The sequence below is a fragment of the Pinisolibacter sp. DMC19 genome, from assembly GCF_056313985.1.
In genome coordinates, this window is the sequence record NZ_JBQUZF010000002.1 from 308,003 (window position 1) to 325,627 (window position 17,625).

19 protein-coding genes and 1 tRNA gene are annotated in these 17,625 nt (G+C 69.7%); 8 read left to right on the plus strand and 12 right to left on the minus strand.

The window, feature by feature from the left end; all coding sequences use genetic code 11:
- Positions 1-63 precede the first annotated feature (63 nt).
- Entirely contained in the window at positions 64-693 is a 630-nt protein-coding gene (locus ACT53U_RS05880; protein WP_476153500.1) for a GntR family transcriptional regulator, read from the minus strand.
- Between the two features lie 65 nt (positions 694-758).
- On the opposite strand from ACT53U_RS05880, the gene ACT53U_RS05885 reads away from it, so the two are divergent.
- From ACT53U_RS05885 to ACT53U_RS05910, 6 genes are all read left to right on the plus strand, one after another.
- A complete protein-coding gene (locus tag ACT53U_RS05885) occupies positions 759-1,226 on the plus strand; it encodes an OsmC family protein (protein ID WP_476153501.1) in 468 nt (155 codons plus the stop codon).
- 93 nt (positions 1,227-1,319) lie between these two features.
- Positions 1,320-2,183, plus strand: coding sequence for a protein-methionine-sulfoxide reductase heme-binding subunit MsrQ (locus ACT53U_RS05890; protein ID WP_476153502.1), 864 nt, complete (start codon positions 1,320-1,322; stop codon positions 2,181-2,183).
- A 95-nt stretch (positions 2,184-2,278) separates the two neighbouring features.
- Positions 2,279-2,923, plus strand: a complete 645-nt coding sequence (locus ACT53U_RS05895) for a PadR family transcriptional regulator (RefSeq protein WP_476153503.1) — start codon at positions 2,279-2,281, stop codon at positions 2,921-2,923.
- Between the two features lie 9 nt (positions 2,924-2,932).
- Entirely contained in the window at positions 2,933-3,367 is a 435-nt protein-coding gene (locus ACT53U_RS05900) for a DUF2218 domain-containing protein (RefSeq protein ID WP_476153504.1), read from the plus strand.
- Positions 3,364-4,257 carry a DMT family transporter gene (locus tag ACT53U_RS05905; RefSeq protein ID WP_476153505.1) on the plus strand — a complete coding sequence of 298 codons (894 nt, stop codon included), beginning with the start codon at positions 3,364-3,366 and terminating at the stop codon, positions 4,255-4,257. Before ACT53U_RS05900 ends, ACT53U_RS05905 begins: the two co-directional genes overlap by 4 nt.
- Before the next feature lie 133 nt (positions 4,258-4,390).
- Positions 4,391-5,971, plus strand: a complete 1,581-nt coding sequence (locus ACT53U_RS05910; RefSeq protein ID WP_476153506.1) for a B12-binding domain-containing radical SAM protein — start codon at positions 4,391-4,393, stop codon at positions 5,969-5,971.
- Positions 5,972-6,242: 271 nt separating this feature from the next.
- Here the strand turns inward: ACT53U_RS05910 and ACT53U_RS05915 are convergent.
- The 7 genes from ACT53U_RS05915 to ACT53U_RS05945 form a co-directional block, all read right to left on the minus strand.
- A tRNA-Pro gene (locus ACT53U_RS05915) sits at positions 6,243-6,320 on the minus strand.
- A 176-nt stretch (positions 6,321-6,496) separates the two neighbouring features.
- Entirely contained in the window at positions 6,497-7,342 is an 846-nt protein-coding gene (locus ACT53U_RS05920; RefSeq protein ID WP_476153507.1) for a MerR family transcriptional regulator, read from the minus strand.
- Between the two features lie 34 nt (positions 7,343-7,376).
- Complete coding sequence (locus ACT53U_RS05925; protein ID WP_476153508.1) at positions 7,377-7,688, minus strand: integration host factor subunit alpha; 312 nt, start codon at positions 7,686-7,688, stop codon at positions 7,377-7,379.
- A 159-nt stretch (positions 7,689-7,847) separates the two neighbouring features.
- On the minus strand, positions 7,848-8,819 hold the full coding sequence (locus tag ACT53U_RS05930; protein ID WP_476153997.1) for a beta-ketoacyl-ACP synthase III: 972 nt from the start codon (positions 8,817-8,819) through the stop codon (positions 7,848-7,850).
- Positions 8,820-8,821: 2 nt separating this feature from the next.
- Positions 8,822-9,889 (minus strand): phosphate acyltransferase PlsX, encoded by a 1,068-nt coding sequence (gene plsX / locus ACT53U_RS05935; protein ID WP_476153509.1) that lies wholly within the window; start codon positions 9,887-9,889, stop codon positions 8,822-8,824.
- A 110-nt stretch (positions 9,890-9,999) separates the two neighbouring features.
- On the minus strand, positions 10,000-10,554 hold the full coding sequence (locus ACT53U_RS05940; RefSeq protein ID WP_476153510.1) for a YceD family protein: 555 nt from the start codon (positions 10,552-10,554) through the stop codon (positions 10,000-10,002).
- Entirely contained in the window at positions 10,551-11,144 is a 594-nt protein-coding gene (locus ACT53U_RS05945; protein WP_476153511.1) for a ubiquinol-cytochrome C chaperone family protein, read from the minus strand. Before ACT53U_RS05945 ends, ACT53U_RS05940 begins: the two co-directional genes overlap by 4 nt.
- A gap of 162 nt (positions 11,145-11,306) precedes the next feature.
- Between ACT53U_RS05945 and ACT53U_RS05950 the strand changes: the two genes are divergently transcribed.
- The gene (locus tag ACT53U_RS05950; RefSeq protein WP_476153512.1) at positions 11,307-11,783 is read left to right on the plus strand and encodes an outer membrane protein assembly factor BamE; all 477 of its coding nucleotides are present in this window, start codon (positions 11,307-11,309) and stop codon (positions 11,781-11,783) included.
- 164 nt (positions 11,784-11,947) lie between these two features.
- On the opposite strand, the gene ACT53U_RS05955 is transcribed toward ACT53U_RS05950, so the two are convergent.
- The gene (locus tag ACT53U_RS05955) at positions 11,948-14,080 is read right to left on the minus strand and encodes a sodium-translocating pyrophosphatase (RefSeq protein ID WP_476153513.1); all 2,133 of its coding nucleotides are present in this window, start codon (positions 14,078-14,080) and stop codon (positions 11,948-11,950) included.
- A 265-nt stretch (positions 14,081-14,345) separates the two neighbouring features.
- Entirely contained in the window at positions 14,346-15,338 is a 993-nt protein-coding gene (thiL, locus tag ACT53U_RS05960) for a thiamine-phosphate kinase (RefSeq protein ID WP_476153514.1), read from the minus strand.
- A 181-nt stretch (positions 15,339-15,519) separates the two neighbouring features.
- Between thiL and ACT53U_RS05965 the strand changes: the two genes are divergently transcribed.
- Entirely contained in the window at positions 15,520-16,488 is a 969-nt protein-coding gene (locus ACT53U_RS05965; RefSeq protein ID WP_476153515.1) for a CBS domain-containing protein, read from the plus strand.
- Positions 16,489-16,492: 4 nt separating this feature from the next.
- Here the strand turns inward: ACT53U_RS05965 and nusB are convergent, their stop codons facing one another.
- Together nusB and ACT53U_RS05975 are read right to left on the minus strand one after the other, a co-directional pair.
- A complete protein-coding gene (nusB, locus tag ACT53U_RS05970; protein ID WP_476153516.1) occupies positions 16,493-16,978 on the minus strand; it encodes a transcription antitermination factor NusB in 486 nt (161 codons plus the stop codon).
- A 5-nt stretch (positions 16,979-16,983) separates the two neighbouring features.
- Positions 16,984-17,472, minus strand: a complete 489-nt coding sequence (locus ACT53U_RS05975; RefSeq protein WP_476153517.1) for a 6,7-dimethyl-8-ribityllumazine synthase — start codon at positions 17,470-17,472, stop codon at positions 16,984-16,986.
- Between the last annotated feature and the right edge of the window lie 153 nt (positions 17,473-17,625).

The window sequence follows — 17,625 nt, forward strand, 5'->3', positions numbered from 1 at the left end:
TCTTCGGAGCTTAGGAGGTGCCGCAAAAACGGTCCAGCCCGTTCGGCGGGCACTCGGGCCGCATCAGGAGGCGGCTTCGTCGCGCGCGCCCATGCGGGCGAGGAGGCAGGCACCGGCGGCGGCGACATGGGCGGCGACGGCGGTTGCAGCCGCTTCCGCATCGCCGGCGCTGAAGGCCGCGACGATCGCGGCATGATCGGCGAGCCAGCGCGGCGTCTCGGCGACGAGGTCGTCGTAGCCGGCGGCATGGAGGGCGCAGGTCTCGCGCAACTCGCGCACCAACGCCGCCTGCCGCGGCCGACGGGCGACGGCGTGGAGCGTCTCGTGGAAGAAGAGGTCGCCCTCGCGCCAGCCGGGACGCCCGGCCTCGAGATCGGAGCGGCGCAGGGCATGGGCGAGCGCGTCGTGGTCGGCGGGCATGGCGAGACGCGTGGCGCGGGCCACGAGATCGGCCTCGAGCAGCACCCGCATGTCCCAGATCTCTTCCAGCTCGGCGCGCGACAGCGAGACGACGCGGGCGCCGCGGTTGGGCTCGACCGTGACGAGGCGGGCGGCGGCGAGGCGCTGGAGCAGATCGCGCACCGGAATGCGGCTGACGCCGAAACGGCGCGCCAGATCGCCCTGCAGCAGCAGCGTCCCCGGCGGCAGGCGGCCGGAGAGGATCTCGCCGCGCAGCGTCTCGAACGGATCCATGCTTGCATCTCCCATCAATGTATACATTGATACATGTATATCGACTCGACGACAAGGAGCGCGCCATGGACCATCGCTTTTCCTCCCGCATCGTGTGGACCGGCAATTGCGGCGATGGCACGGCGCATTATCGCGCCTATGACCGCACCTGGGACATCGCCGTTCCGGGCCGGCCGGTCGTCCACTGCTCGAACGATCCGCAGCTGGGCGGCGATCCGATGAAGCCCAACCCGGAGGATCTGCTGATCTCCGCCCTCTCGGCCTGCCACATGCTGTGGTACCTGCACTACGCCGCCGATGCCGGCATCGTCGTCACCGACTATGTCGACGAACCCGTCGGCATCGGCGAGGTCACGGCCGGCGGTGCCGGGCGTTTCGTCGAGGCGGTGCTGCGGCCGACCATCACGGTGAAGGCGGGGGCGGATCTGGGGCTTGCCGAGGCGTTGCACCACCGGATCGGCGAGGTCTGCTTCATTGCGCGGTCCGTCGCCTTCCCCGTCCGCCACGAACCGACATTCGTGATCGCCGCATGAGCGGGACGGGATGGCCGGAATCGCGCGGACGTGATGAAACGGAGGACGGCGTCGCGGCGTAGAAGCGATGTCGTCCCAATCCCGCGAGACCCGATGCCCTCTCTGCCCGCCTCCCTCGCCCCGTGGCGCGACCGCAACGGCCGCCTCTCGGCCCTCCGCGTCGCGACGCTCGTCGTCCTCGTCGCCCCCCTCCTCTGGCTCGCCTTCCGCACCGCGACCGGCGACCTCGGGCCACGGCCACTGACCGAGACCCTGCGCTTCTGCGGCGCCCGGGCGATCGAGACGCTGATCGCCTCGATCGCCGTGACGCCGCTCCGGCGACTGTCGGGCTGGTCGAAGCTCGTCGGGCTCAGGCGGATGATCGGCGTGACGGCCTTCCTGTGGACGACGCTGCACCTCGTGCTCTACGCCGCCGATCAGGCCTTCGACATGGCCAAGGTGGCGACCGAGATCGCCATTCGGCCCTATCTGACGATGGGCTTCGTCGCCTTCGTCGGGCTTCTGGCGCTGACGATCACCTCGACCGACGGGTCGATCCGTCGCCTCGGCGGCGCACGCTGGGGGCGGCTGCACGGGCTCGTCCACCCGATCGCCATCCTCGGCCTCGCCCACTACTTCCTGCAGATCCGTCTCGATCCGGCGCCGGCGGCGATGATCGCCGGGCTGGCGATCGGCGGCCTCGCCGTCCGCGTCGCGGCAGACCGCGGCGAACCTGGGCTCGGCGCGGTCGCGGCGGCCACCGTCTTCGCAGCGGCGGGGGCGGCTAGCGTCGAGCTCTTCTGGTTCGCGGTGAAGACGCAGCGGCCGCTCGCCTTCATCGCCGCCGGCAATCTCGACTGGGCCGACCGTCCCCCGGCCTCGGCGATCGCCGGGTTGATCGCGCTCTGCCTCGGCCTCGCGGCGGTCGGCAAGCGGCGGTGGGAGATGCGTTCACGCAGCCGTGATCGCGGGGCGTGAATTTCGAAACTTGCATTTCGATACTATTTCGATATATCTAAACCTATCGAACGTCACATGGACGATCGATGGAACACATCGAAAGGATCGAACACATGTTCGGACATCACATGCGGCGCATGGGCCGCGGTTTCTGGGGTCGGCACCACGACGCGCCCGACGGCGGCGCGGAATGCGGCCATCGTGAACGCATGGCCTGGGACGGAGACGAGGCGCGGGGGCGCGGTGGCCCGTTCGGCGGGCTCTTCGGGCGCGGCGGCGGACGCGGTGGGCGCGGCGGCGGACGCTTCTTCGGCCACGGCGGCCTGCGCCTCGTTCTCCTGGCGATGATCGCCGAGGAGCCGCGCCACGGCTACGAGATCATCAAGGCGATCGAGGATCGCATGGGCGGCGCCTACGTGCCCTCCGCCGGCGTGGTCTATCCGACGCTGACGTTGCTCGAGGAGACCGGCCAGATCGTCGTCGCCTCGCAGGACGGCGCCAAGAAGCTCTATGCCGTCACCGACGCCGGCCGCGAGACCCTCGCCGCCAATCAGACGCAGGTCGACGCCATGCTCGCCCGGATGAACGAGGCCGGCACCGCCCGCTCGTCGGAACGCGACCCGCGCATCGTGCGCGCCGTCGAGAACTTCAAGCTGGCGCTCCGCCTCAAGCTCGCCTCGGGTCGCCTCGGCGACGGCGAGACCGCCGCCCTCGTCGCCCTGCTCGACGAGACTGCCGCGCGCATCGAGCAGCTCTGAGAGGTGCCCATGACGCGATCGGAATGCACCATCCTCACCGACGTGGCCTCGAAGTACCTGCAGCAGCTCTGCAAGCACTTCGCCCACAAGGTTCCGGCGGAGGCGACGGCCGAGCGCGGCTCGATCGCCTTCCCCTTCGGGACGGCGCGGCTCGCGGCGAGCGACCACGTGCTGACCATCGTCCTCGAGACCGACGACGACGCCCGCATCGGCGAGCTCGAGGACGTCGTCGCCCGCCATCTCGCCCGCTTCGCCTTCCGCGAGACGCTCGTCTTCGACTGGCGCCGCTCCGACGATGCCTCGGCCGCCCGACCGGCGGGCGGCCCGCGACGACCGCTCTTCTCGAGCGATCGTCACACAAAAGTGACCCCGACCTATCGACAGGGCGTCACCGGTACGGCAGAGAAGTGGGAGATCCACCGCCCAACCTGCCGAGACCCATGAACCGCTCCACGGCCAATCTCCTGTTGCTCGCCGCCGCCGCCATCTGGGGTCTCGCCTTCGTGCCCCAGCAGACGGCGATGGCCGTGCTGACGCCGATGTGGTTCCTGACGCTGCGCTTCGTCGTGTCGAGCGCGATCATCGTGCCGCTGGCGCTACGCGAGGCGCGGCACGCGCCGCGGCCGATCGACCGGCGCTCGCTCGGGCTGATCGTGGCGGTCGGGCTCGTCTTCTTCGCCGGCAACGCGTTGCAGCAGACGGCACTTCTGACGACCTCGGTCGCCAATGCCGGCTTCCTGACCTCGCTCTACATCCTCTTCACCCCGTTCGTGGCGGTGGCGATCACCCACGAGCGCCCCGGCATGGCAGTGTGGCCGGCCGCCCTCCTCGGGCTCGCCGGGGCGTGGCTACTGTCGGGCGGGCTCACCGGCAGCTTCGTCCTCGGCGATCTCCTCCTCACCGTCAGTGCCGCCGGCTGGGCCCTACAGATCGTGCTGATCGGCATCGTCGTGCGCCGGGTCGACCGGCCGATGCTGCTGGTCGCCGTCGAAGGTCTGGTGATGGTCGTCGCCTGCGGCGGCTGGGCCGTCGCCTTCGAGCCGATCTCGTGGGAGGCGATCCGCACCGCCGGGTGGGAGCTCGCCTACACGGGCCTCGTCTCCGGCGTGATCGGCTATTCGCTCCAGGCGATCGCCCAGCGCCACGCCACCGCCTCCGACGCGGCGATCATCTTCTCGACCGAGGCGCCGCTCGCCGCCGTCTTCGGTTGGGCGATGCTCGGCGACCGTTTCTCGACGGCGCAATGGGCCGGCGCGGTCGCGATCTTCGCCGCGGTGCTGCTCGTCCAGCTGTGGCCGTCGCGCGAGGCTGCCCCCTCCGCCAGCGTCGGCTGAAGCCCGCTCTCGAAGCGACCGCACCCGCTTGGCGAGCGATTGCCCGAAATCGCCTCTTGCCGGGGCGTCACGGAACGATGTTAGGGTATTCACGAATGGGTGGCCGTTGCCGCCGCGCGATCGTGGAGCCCCGATGACCGAGCCCAACGTCCTCCTCGTCTTCCCGCGCTTCGTCGCCAACTCCTTCTGGAGCATGACGGCGGCCTGCGAGCTTTGGGGCGCCAAGGCGAGCTGCCCGCCGCTCGGCCTCATCACCGTGGCGGCACTGCTGCCGCAGACCTGGAACTTCCGCCTCGTCGACCGCAACGCCGAAGAGCTCTCCGACGCCGACCTCGCCTGGGCCGACATGGTGATGACCGGCGGCATGCTGCCCCAGCGCGACGACACGCTGCGGCTGATGAAGCGGATCCGCGCCGCCGGCAAGCCGGTGGTCGTCGGCGGTCCCGATCCGATGGCCTGCCCAGAGGTCTACGAAGCGGCCGACTTCCGCGTGCTCGGCGAGGCCGAGGGGCTGATGGACGCCTTCGTCGCCGCCTGGGTGTCGGGCGCGCGCTCCGGCACCTTCGAGGCGCCGTCGGGCTCTGCCGACATCACGAAGGCGCCGATCCCGCGCTTCGACCTGATAGACTTCTCGCATTATCTCTATGTCGGCGTGCAGTTCTCGCGCGGCTGCCCCTTCACCTGCGAGTTCTGCGACATCATCGAGATCTACGGCCGGGTACCGCGGCCGAAGACCAACGAGCAGATGATCGCCGAGCTGCAACGGCTCTACGACATGGGCTATCGCGGCCACGTCGACTTCGTCGACGACAACCTGATCGGCAACAAGAAGGCGCTGAGGCGTTTCCTGCCGGTGCTGGCGGCCTGGCAGAAGGAGCGTGAATGGCCCTTCGCCTTCTCGACCGAGGCCTCGCTCAACCTCTCCGACGATCCCGAGTTGCTCGCCCTGATGAAGGCCTGCAACTTCTTCGTCGTCTTCGTCGGCATCGAGAGCCCGGACACCGAGACGCTCGTCTCGGCGCAGAAGAAGCAGAACACCCGGCGCGACATCGCCGCCTCGGTCCATCGCATCTACGGCGCCGGCATGTTCGTCGTCGCCGGCTTCATCGTCGGCTTCGACACCGAGGCGGGAAGCGTCGCCGAGGAGATGATCGCCTGCGTGCGCGAGACCTCGATCCCGGTCGCCATGGTGGGCCTGCTGACCGCCCTGCCCGCCACGCAGATGCGCCGCCGGCTCGAGGCCGAGGGGCGCCTGCTGCCCGATCCGGAGGAGATCCCGCCCGACCACTGTTTCGGCGGCCTCAACTTCGTGCCCAAGCGCCCGGCGGTCGACATCCTGCGCGACTATCGCGAGATCATCCGCACGATCTTCTCACCCGAGGAGTTCTTCGCCCGCGCCCTCCACGTCGGGCTGGCGCTCGACCGGCCGACCTACTGGATCAAGATCTATCCCCGCCTGCTGCTGCGCGACCTGAGGCTGCTCGGGCGGCTGATCTGGACCATGACGGTGAAGCAGCCGGAGATGCGGCGGCCGTTCTGGAAGACGTCGCTGACGACGCTGCGCAGGAACCCACGCGCCTTCGAGTTCGTGTGCTTCCAGATGGTGATGTATCTCCACCTGCGGCCGTTCTCGAAGACGGTGATCGCCGCGCTCGACGCCCGCATCGCCGAACTCGTCGCCAACGGCGAGCCGAAGAGCATCGCGGCGGAGTGAGGGAGAGGGCAGGCGCGGTGCCGACCTCGACCTCTCGTTCGGCTTCACCCTGAGGTGCCCGGCAAAGCCGGGCCTCGAAGGGCGAAGCCGAGGGCAGGACTATCGTACCCTCGCTCATGGTTCGAGGGCCGACCGATGGTCGGCCACCTCACCATGAAGCCCGGAGGAGGCGATGGACCGGGAAAGACGCGCCGGCGAACTTTCGCCCTGCGACGCGACACGGCTCTCCGCGCCCCGAGGGGGCGGTTTCTTCGTCGATGGCGAGGATGAATGGTCGGGCAGAGAGGATTCGAACCTCCGACCCCTTGACCCCCAGTCAAGTGCGCTAACCAGGCTGCGCTACTGCCCGTCCGGATCCGAGACGATGATCGACCCTAGGGGGAAGCGTCGCCGCTCCGGGCCGTCGTCGTCGGACGGTGGTTGACTAGACTGTTTCGCCGGGCGGCGCAACACCTTTCGGCCCGCCCCCGGCGACGCTCCACACGTGCGACGAAGGCCGTCGCGAGGCACCGCGGAAAACCGCCGTCAGCGCACCTGATCGAGCAGACGCTTGCACTCGAGCAGCTCGAACAGCGTCGCCTGCAGGCGGCGGACGTCGTCGCGCGACAGGCCGGAGCCGGCGGATTCGGCGGAGGGTGCGGCGGTGGCCGGCGTCGCCGGGCGGGCGCGATCGAAGAAGGCCGGCGCCTCCGATCCGCCGAAGCTCGGAGCGACGCGACGGTCGAAGGGGACGACGCTCGCCGGGCCCGCGGGCTGGACCAGCGACGTCGCCGGCGGGGTCCGCGGCGCGAAGCGCTGGGCGAGGCCGGCGGCATCGGTGCCGAGCGAGGGCTCGACACGGCCTTCCGGCAGGCCGGTGGCGGGGCCGAGATCGGATGCGTCGCCGCGATCGGGCACCACGTCGAGACGGTCGTCGTCGTCGAGCGGGTCGGCGGCATCGACGTCGTCGAACACCGGCTCGGGGCCGGGGGCGTAGACGGGCGGTGCATAGACCGGGGGCGCGTAGGCCGCAGGGGCCGGGAGGGCGGCGCGGCCCTCGGGGGCGAAGCCCGCATCGTCGGTCTCGCCGCCACGACCGGCGCGCGGCGGCTGCGGGGCGCCCTCGCGCCACACGTCCATGACGAAGCGCACGCCCTCTTCCTTGAGGATGCGCTGGACGCCGCGGATGGTGTAGCCCTCGCCGTAGAGCAGGTGGCGGATGCCCTTGAGCAGATCGACGTCGTCGGGACGATAATAGCGCCGCCCGCCGCCGCGCTTCAGCGGGCGGATCTGGTTGAAGCGGGTTTCCCAGAAGCGCAGCACGTGCTGCGGCAGATCGAGGTCGCCGGCGACTTCACTGATGGTGCGGAACGCGTCCGGACTCTTGTCCACGGGCGAAACTCACGGGACCGAGAGCGGACGGGCCTCAATCGGCTTCGCCGCCCAGGTGTTCGTTGATCTTCTGCTTCAGCACGTTGGACGGCTTGAAGACCATCACGCGCCGGGGCGAAATCGGCACTTCCTCGCCGGTCTTGGGATTGCGACCGATACGCTCACCCTTGGAGCGAACCAGGAAAGTGCCGAACGAGGAGAGTTTCACCGACTCGCCCTCGACGAGGCAATCGGAAATCTCGCCCAGGACCATTTCGACGAGATCGGCGGACTCGGTGCGCGAGAGGCCGACCTTCTGGTAGACAGCCTCGCAGAGATCGGCACGCGTGATCGTCTTGCCCGACATGGCCCGGTTCCCTCCTGGACGCGCCGCGTTCCGACGGCGTTCCCCGCCGACCGCCCCTGGTCGAAATGCGCGGTGACGCCAATACGTTATGACCTCGCCGCCGGTGGGTCAACAGGCCAACGCGCCGCAATCGGCACGTTCGGCGGGCACGCCGACACCTCACCAGCGCAGCAGTGCCGCACCCCAGGTGAAGCCGCCACCCATCGCCTCGAGCACGACCAGATCGCCGCGCTTGACCCGCCCGTCCTTGACCGCGACGTCGAGCGCCAGCGGGATCGAGGCGGCCGAGGTGTTGCCGTGGCGGTCGACGGTGACGACGACCTTGGCCGGATCGATGCCGAGCTTCTTGCCGGTGGCGTCGATGATGCGGCGGTTGGCCTGATGCGGCACGAACCAGTCGACGTCGGCGACCGTCAGACCGGTGCGGTCGAAGAGTTCTTCGGTCACTTCCGCCAGATTGACGACGGCGTGCTTGAAGACCTCCTTGCCCTCCATGCGGAGGTGGCCGGCGGTGCCGGTGGTCGACGGGCCGCCGTCGACGTAGAGCTTCTCGCAGTGGCGGCCGTCGGCACGCAGATGCGCGGCGATGAAGCCGTGGTCGTCGTTGGTGCCGGCCGACCACTGGCCCTCGAGCACCACGGCGCCGGCACCGTCGCCGAACAGCACGCAGGTGGTGCGATCGGTCCAGTCGAGGATGCGCGAGAAGGTCTCGGCGCCGATCACCAGCGCGCGGCGCGCGAGGCCGGCCTTGATCTGGGCGTCGGCTGTCGCCAGCGCATAGACGAAGCCGGAGCAGACCGCCTGGAGGTCGTAGGCGAAGCCGTGGGTGATGCCGAGCGCCGCCTGGACCTGGGTGGCCGTCGCCGGGAAGGTGTGGTCGGGCGTCGCGGTGGCGACGACGACGAGGTCGATGTCATCGGGCCCCAGGCCGGCGTCCTCGAGCGCGGCGCGCGCGGCATGGGTCGCCAGATGCGAGGTGAACTCGCCCTCGGCGGCACGACGACGCTCGCGGATGCCGGAGCGATCGACGATCCACTCGTCGGAGGTGTCGACGATCTCGGCGAGATCGGCATTGGTGACGACTTCCGAGGGCAGATACGAGCCGATGCCGCGGACGACGGATCGCAGAATGCTCACTGGTCACCTCGCGTGTCGCCCGTGACGGCGGAGACCACGCCGACACGGTGGTAATGGGCGAGGCCCTCGACGATCCGATTGGTCAGATCCGCTGCCGCCATGTCCCAGGCGAGCGCGACGGCGGAGGCGAACCCCTCCGGATCGGCGCCGCCGTGGCTCTTGATGATCACGCCGTTGAGGCCGAGGAAGACGCCGCCGTTGACCTTGCGCGGATCCATCTTCTCCTTCAGCCGGTCGAAGGCGGAGCGCGCGATGGCGAAGCCGATCTTGTTCAGCCACGAGCGGTTCATGCCCTCGCGCAGATACTGTGCGAACTGGCGGGCGGTACCTTCGGCGGTCTTCAGCGCGATGTTGCCGGCGAAGCCCTCCGTCACCACGACGTGGACCTTGCCGCGGCCGATGTCGTCGCCCTCGACGAAACCGGCGTAGGAGAGTTCGGGAATGTCGGCCTCCTTGAGCAGGCGGCCGGCCATCTTGACCTCTTCGTTGCCCTTGACCTCCTCGACGCCGACGTTGAGGAGCCCGACGGTCGGGCGCTCGACGTGGAGGACGGCACGCGCCATGGCGGCGCCCATCACCGAGAAGTCGACGAGCTGCTGGGCATCGGCGCCGATGGTGGCACCGACGTCGAGCACGATGGTCTCGCCGGTCAGCGTCGGCCAGATCGCGGCGATGGCCGGGCGTTCGATCCCGGCCATCGTGCGCAGGCAGAACTTGGCCATGGCCATCAGGGCGCCGGTGTTGCCGGCCGAGACGCAGACGGTGGCCTCGCCGGTCTTCACCGACTCGATCGCCTTCCACATCGACGACTTCCAGCGGCCGGCGCGCAGCGCCTGGCTCGGCTTGTCGTCCATGCGCACCACGACGTCGGAGTGGACGATGCGGGCGGCGGCGGCGAGTTGGGGATGGGCCTCGAGCAGGGTCTTCAGACGGGCTTCGTCGCCGTGCAGCAGGAAGCGCAGTTCGGGACGCCGCCTGAGCGCGATCGCCGCCCCCGGAATCACCATGTCAGGGCCGGCGTCGCCGCCCATCGCATCGAGGGAGATCGTGATCTGTTTCGACATCTCGAAAATCACAGGCGTCGGACCGACCCGACGGAGGCGGCACAATATCCGTTTTCACCGACGCGGCAAGCGACGGTCGGACGCGTGGAGAACTTCGGAGCGTTCCCCTATCACTCCTTATCCCGCCGCGCCAGTGCGGCGAAGGGCGAGAGTTCCGCCCTGCCCTCGCCGACGCCCACCGCCTCGGCATCGAAAACCGCACCTTCCTTGCGCGGATAGGGATCGAGGCCGACGAGGAAATGTTCGAGCGCCAGGGCGCCGAGATCGATCGTGCCGTTCTCGAAGATCTCGGGGACTTCCGCCGAGAGATCGATGTCGATCGCCCCTTCCGCGTCCTGCTTCTCCTCCCAGCGGGCGAAGCCCTCCGGCGGCACGAGCTTGATCGAGATGGTCTCGTCGACCCGGCCGGGGACCGGCTCCAGCGACACCACGCAGGCCTGCGTCACTTCGGCCTTCACCCGGCCGGTGAGCGCGAAGCCGTCGCGGCCCCAGGGCTTGATCTCGAACTCGACCGAGAAGCTCTCGACCGACGGGATCTCGGCGGCGGCGGCGAGCGCCGCGCGCAGGTCGGCGTCGGCGGTGATCGCGACATGGGTGCCGGCCGGCGGCACGTCGAGGGCGGCGAGAGTGCGGACGATCGGCGACGTCGGCGCGGGAGCGGTCATGGCGTGATCCTCGGAGAAGCGGCGGCCGGAGCGGGCCAGGGAATGCGGCCGGCGAGCACGTCGCCGACGGGAAGGGTCGAAAGCACGTCCGCCGCCGCCCGCACCCAGACGGCGAGCGCCGGAGCGGCGGAGCGGTCGTCGAGGCCGGCGAGCAGATTGCGGGCGAGAGCGGCGGCGAGCGCCTCGTCGTCGCCGGCATCGAGCGCCGCATCATAGGCCATCGCGCGGCCGTTGTAGGCGGCGGCGAGCTTCTTGATGCGCTTGCCCACCGAGACGTCGCCGACGCCGGTCTCGCGCAGCGCGCGGTCCATCTCGGTGAAGAAGAGGTCGAGCAGCTGGTGGCCGAGCTCGTGCGGGTCGGTCGCCTTCGCGCCGCGGCGCACGCGGGTGCCGGGGGCGGGCTTGGGCTCGTCGCGCAGGCGGCGCAGCACCAGCGCGGTGACCAGCACCATCATGTCGAAGCGACCGGTCGTGGTGTCGGGCACCGCGTGGTCGAGGTAGAAGACCGGACGCCGCGCTTCGGCCACGATCGACCCGTAGAGGGCGTGCGTGGTTTCGGCGAAGGTCGGGCCGAACAGGCCGAAGAACATGGGTCGCGATCTCGCGTCTCGTCGCGAAGGGGCCGGGCCGGCCCCCGCGGGCGTTGTCATTCGACCTAGCGCAGGTTAGGGAAGATGCCAAGCGATCGCGGGGATACGGCATCGACGCCCCGCCCGGCATCCCCGCCGCCGCACCCCATCGGGAGGTTGGAAATGCATCGTCGTCCGTCGCGCCCGTCCGCCGTCCTCCGCGCCGCAGCCCTCTCGCTCGCCGTCGTCGGTCCCGTCGCCCTGTCGCTGGCGGGCTGTGCCGAGTCCTACCAGCACGGCTACGTCGCGCCCGACAACGCGCTGGAGCAGGTGCAGGTCGGCCAGAGCCGCGAGCAGGTGCTCCTGGTGCTGGGTTCGCCCTCCACCACCGCCACCGTCGGCGGCGAGGCCTTCTACTACATCTCGCAGAAGACGCAGCGCCAGGTCGCCTTCCTCAACCAGTCGGTGGTCGAGCAGAAGGTCCTGGTCGTCTATTTCGACGACAAGGGCCGCGTCCGCGAGATCGGCAACTACGGTCTACAGGACGGCAAGGTGTTCGACTTCATCGGCCGCAAGACCAAGACGACGGGCTCCGACTACGGCCTGCTGTCGCAGATGCTCAAGGCGACGCCGTCGAACCCGCTGACCGGCGGCAACTGATCGGCCGCCTCCCTTGCTTCCGAAGTCTTTCGCCGCCGCCCCTCGGGGCGGCGGTCTTCGTTCGTGCCACCCCGAACGTGGAGAGACCCGCGCGGGGGTGCCGCGCGGGTCTCTCGAAGTCGGAAGGGTGCGCCGGACGGGGTCTTCCCGTCCGGAACGCCACCTCAGTGGGCCAGGATCGCCAGCAGCAGCAGAGCCACGATGTTGGTGATCTTGATGGCCGGGTTCACGGCCGGGCCGGCGGTGTCCTTGTAGGGGTCGCCGACGGTGTCGCCGGTGACGGAGGCCTTGTGGGCTTCCGAACCCTTGAGGTGCTTCACGCCGTCCTTGTCGACGAAACCGTCTTCGAAGGACTTCTTGGCGTTGTCCCAGGCGCCGCCGCCGGAGGTCATGGAGACCGCGACGAAGATGCCGTTGACGATGACGCCGAGCAGCGAGGCGCCGAGCGCGGCGAAGCCGTTGGCCTTGGAACCCGACACCGCGAGCACGCCGAAGTAGGCGACGAGCGGGGCGAGGACCGGCAGCAGCGACGGGATGATCATTTCCCGGATCGCGGCCTTGGTCAGCATGTCGACCGCCCGACCGTAGTCGGGGCGTTCGGTGCCTTCCATGATGCCGGGCTTCTCCTTGAACTGACGACGGACCTCTTCGACGACCGAACCGGCGGCGCGACCGACGGCGGTCATGGCGATGCCGCCGAAGAGATACGGGATCAGACCGCCGAAGATCAGGCCGGCGACGACATAGGGGTTGGAGAGCGACAGGTCGACTTCGCCGATACCCTTGAAGTACGGCGCGCCGGAGGCGACGAAGTACTTGATGTCGTTGGTATAGGCGGCGAAGAGCACCAGCGCGCCGAGACCGGCGGAGCCGATCGCGTAGCCCTTGGTGACGGCCTTGGTGGTGTTGCCGACCGCGTCGAGGGCGTCGGTGGTCTGACGCACTTCCTTCGGCAGACCCGACATTTCGGCGATGCCGCCGGCGTTGTCGGTGACCGGACCGAAGGCGTCGAGCGCCACGATCATGCCGGCGAGGCCGAGCATGGTGGTGACGGCGATGGCCGTGCCGTAGAGGCCGGCCAGCTGGTAGGTCGAGATGATGCCCGCGACGATGACGATCGCCGGCAGCGCCGTCGATTCCAGCGAGACCGCGAGGCCCTGGATGACGTTGGTGCCGTGACCGGTGACCGAGGCCTGGGCGATCGAGACCACCGGGCGCTTGCCGGTGGCGGTGTAGTATTCGGTGATCCAGACGATCAGGCCGGTGACGACCAGACCGATCACGCCGGCGACGAAGAGGTTGGTGCCGACGATCTTCTGACCGGCGACGACGCCCACTTCACCCCAACCGATGGAGAGCGTGTTGGCGATGGCGAGACCGCCGATCGACAGCAGGCCGGTCACGATCACGCCCTTGTAGAGCGCGCCCATGATCGAGTTGTTGGAGCCGAGCTTGACGAAGAACGTGCCGACGATCGACGTGACGATCGAGGTCGCGCAGATCAGCAGCGGGTAGAGCATCGTCTGCGTCAGCGCCGTCTTGTCGCCGGCGAAGAAGATCGCCGCGAGCACCATGGTGGCGACGACGGTCACCGCATAGGTCTCGAACAGGTCGGCGGCCATGCCGGCGCAGTCGCCGACGTTGTCGCCGACGTTGTCGGCGATGGTGGCCGGGTTGCGCGGATCGTCTTCGGGGATACCGGCCTCGACCTTGCCGACGAGGTCGGCGCCGACGTCGGCACCCTTGGTGAAGATACCGCCGCCGAGACGGGCGAAGATCGAGATCAGCGAGGCGCCGAAGCCGAGTGCCACCAGGGCGTCGATGACGGTGCGATCGTTCGGCGCGAGACCGACGAGGCTCGTCAGGATGCCGTAGTAGACGGCGACGCCGAGAAGGGCGAGGCCGGCGACCAGCATGCCGGTGACCGCGCCCGCCTTGAAGGCGATGTCGAGGCCGGCGGCGAGCGACACGGTGGACGCCTGGGCGGTACGGACATTGGCGCGGACGGAGACGTTCATGCCGATGAAGCCGGCGAGGCCGGACAGCACCGCACCGATCAGGAAGCCGACGGCGACCGCCTTGCCCAGCAGGAAGCCGAGCAGAAGCAGGATCGGCACGCCGGCGACGGCGATGGTGGTGTACTGGCGCTTCAGATAGGCCTGCGCACCTTCGGCGACCGCTCCCGCGATCTCCTGCATACGCGCCGATCCGGCATCGGACGCCATGACGGACCGGATCGCCCAGACGCCGTAGGCGATCGAGACGAAGCCGCAGAGAATGACCAGAAGAATTGACATGACGCCTCCCGTGCATGTCGCGGGGCCGGTTCGCGATCTGACGTCGCTTCCGATCCGGGCACCGCTCAGGGACGATGGTTGAAATGAAGAAGGTGGCCCGCCCCCACGCAGCCCCCCTTCATCGGGCGTCACAGCCTAACGGCAAGCGAGGGGGCGTCAAGGCGTCGCGAGCCCTTCCCACATAGGGAAAAACGCGTGTCCTCGGCGCGGCTTCCGCCATTTCGCAAGATGCGACGGGGCGAAGCGCAAATGCTTTCGAAAACGATCAGAAATGGCGGTATCCGTCGCCCGCGAGCGTCACGGGAAGGCCGCCGTCGAAGACCGCGAGGTGCCCCCGCGGACCCTCCTCGATGCGGCCTATCGCCGCCACCGCCACGCCGACCGCCTCGGCCGCCGCCGCAAAGCCCGCAAAGCGGTCCTCGGGTACCGCCGCGAGGATCTCGTAGTCGTCGCCGCCGGTGGCGATCCGGCCGCGCAGGCTCGAGTCGGCCACCACGGCCTTTCGGGCTGCGGGCGACAGCGGCAGGCGGTCGAGATCGAACCGGGCGGCGACGCCGGAGCCGCGAATCATGCGGCCCAAATCGAGGCCGAGCCCGTCGGAGACGTCCATCGCCGCGGCATCGTGGTCGCGCAGCAGCGGCGCCAGCGCCAGGCGCGGTTCGGGCAGCAGATAGCGGCGGGCGATGTGGGCGTGTTCGTCGGCGTCGAGGCCCCAGCTCTCGGCGCGGGCCGGATCGAGCCGGGCGAGGAGACCGAGGGCCGAATCGCCGAGTGTGCCGGAGACGCAGACGACGTCGCCGACGCGCGCCGCGGCACGACGCACCATGCGGCCGGTCGGCACGGCACCGAAGACGGTGATCGAGAGCACCAGCCCGTCGGGCGAGCGAATCGTGTCTCCGCCGAAGAGCGACAGGCCGAAGATCGCCTGATCCTCGGCGAAGCCGCGCGACAGCGCCGCGAGATCCTCCTCGCGCCAGTCGGTCGGCAGCGCCAGCGTCAGCATCCAACCGATCGGCCGGGCGCCCTTGGCGGCGAGGTCGGAGACGTTCACCCGCAGCGCCTTCTTCGCCACCAGATCCCACGGATCGTCGGGGAAGAAGTGGACGCCGCTCGCCACCGCGTCGGACTTCAGCACCAGATCGCAGCCCGGCGGCGGGGTGAGCGCGGCGCAGTCGTCGACGAGACCGAGCGCACCGGGATCGGTGGCGAGCGGTCGGAAGTAGCGCGCGACGATGTCGTCTTCGCCGGGACGGGTCACGGACGGGCTCCTGGTGAGCGAGGTTCTCCCGCATAGCCCAGCCGGCGGGCCCGGTCGAGCCCGCGTCGTCCGGCGCCGCCCGCGCGACTACGCATTCGTTTCGATGCCGCGGCGACCCGCACGCACTACATTGAGGGTCTCATCGCCGGTCGCCGACCGGCCCGCAGCGCCGAGGAACGCCATGACTGCTCGCGACATCATGACAAGGACGCTCGTCACCGTGAAGGCGAAGGACCCGCTGACGGCCGTCGCCAAGGCACTGCTCGCCGCACGCGTCAGCGCGGTACCGGTGATCGACGACGACGGTCGACCAGTCGGCGTCGTGTCGGAGTGGGACCTGATCGGCCAGCACGCGCCCGAACGCGTCCGCCGCCGCGAGCGCTGGCTGGCGCAACTGGCGCAGGGCCAGTCGCTCTCGGCCGAATATCTCGACGCCGTCGCGCCCTCGGCGCGGACCGCCGACGAGGTGATGACGGCGCCGATCGTCACGGTCGAGGCCGATGCCGATCTCACCACCGTCGCCGGCGTCCTGGCGGTGCGCAAGGTGCGCCGGGTCTTCGTGGTCGAGGGTGAGCGGTTGGTCGGCGTCGTCAGTCGCGCCGACCTCGCCCGCGCGTTGATGATGCGGCCGGACCCCCGCCCCACCCGTGCGCCGCTCCCGCCGCAGGCCGCGCCCGCCGCAGTCCCCGAGGCGCCAGCGGTGCCGACGGAGCCGGTCGACCCGGGTTTCACCGCATCGGCCTTCCGCCGCCTCGTCGAGGCGCACGAGGACGCCAAGCGGGAGGCGCGCGAACGCGAGAAACACGCGATGGAAAAGGCCCGTCAGGCGCTGGTGGAGAAACTCGCCGGCGAGAGGCTCGACGAGCGGGCGTGGAAGGATCTCAAGGATCGGGCGCTGGGCGCGGCCGAACGCGGCGAGAAGGACTTCCTGCTGATCCGCTTCCCGGCGGCGCTGTGTTCCGACGGCGGGCGGATGATCAACGCGCCCGACCCGAACTGGCCGCAGTCGCTGCGCGGGCCGGCGGCCGACGTCTTCGAGCGCTGGCGCGACGAGCTGAAGCCGGCCGGCTTCGGCCTGACGGCGCGCATCCTCGAGTTCCCCGGCGGCTATCCGGGCGACGCGGGGCTGACGCTGACCTGGGGCGGGTGAGGCCTCAGGCGGCGAAGTCGTCCGGGCGGTAGGTGCGGGCGAGCTTGTCGAGAACCGCGTTGGCGATCTTGGGCTCGTCGCCGTCGAAGAAGGCGCGGGCGACGTCGACATATTCCGAGATCGCCACCTTGGCCGGCACGTCGCGGCGGCGCATCAGTTCCCACAGGCCGGCGCGCAGGATCTCGCGCAGCGTGACGTCGATGCGCTTCAGCGGCCAGTCTTCGACCAGGGTCTGGTGGACCTTGGGGTCGATCACCTTCTGGTCGGCGACGACGCCGGTGACGATGTCGCGGAAGAAGACCGCGTCGGCCTCGCGATATTCTTCGCCGTCGATCTCCTGGCCGAGGCGGAAGGCCTCGAACTCGGCGATCACGTCGGCGATCTCGCCGCCGCCGATCTCCATCTGATAGAGCGCCTGGACGGCGGCGAGACGGGCGGCGCCGCGCTTGTTGGCGGGACGGACCTCGCGAGGGGTGCGGTCGGTGGTCATGCGGGTCACAGTCCGAACTTGCGCGAGAGCGCGATCATCGCGAGGGCGGCGGCGGCGGCCGAGCCGCCCTTGTCGAGACGGGCGGCATCGGCGCGTTCCCACGCCTGCTCGTCGTTCTCGACGGTGAGGATGCCGTTGCCCAGCGCCAGCTTCTTCTCGACGGCGAGATCCATCAGCGCGCGGTTGGATTCGCCCGCCACCACGTCGTAGTGGCCGGTGGCGCCGCGCACGACGCAGCCGAGGGCGACGTAGCCGTCGTAGCGGCGGCCGCGCTTCTCCTCGGAGGCGAGCGCGAAGGCGATGGCCGTCGGGATCTCGAGCGCTCCGGGCACGGTGACGACGTCGTGGGCGACCTTCGCGGCGTCGAGGACGGCGACGGCGCCGGCGCGCAGCGCCGCGGCGAGTTCGGCGTCGAAACCGCCTTCGACGATCAACACGGTCGATCCGGCGACCGCGGCGGCATCGAAGGGGGCATGATGGCGTTGGGTGGACATGGGAAATCCCAGCTTTTGTCTCGAGCCGGGATCAATGATCGATGGCGGGCCGATTGTCCAGCGTTTCGGCGCGGGACGCAGGCATGAGAAGGCCGGAAGGAGGGACTCCCGAGCCTCCTCTCGGCTTCCGGGCCTTCCTTTCGGCTTCCCGGC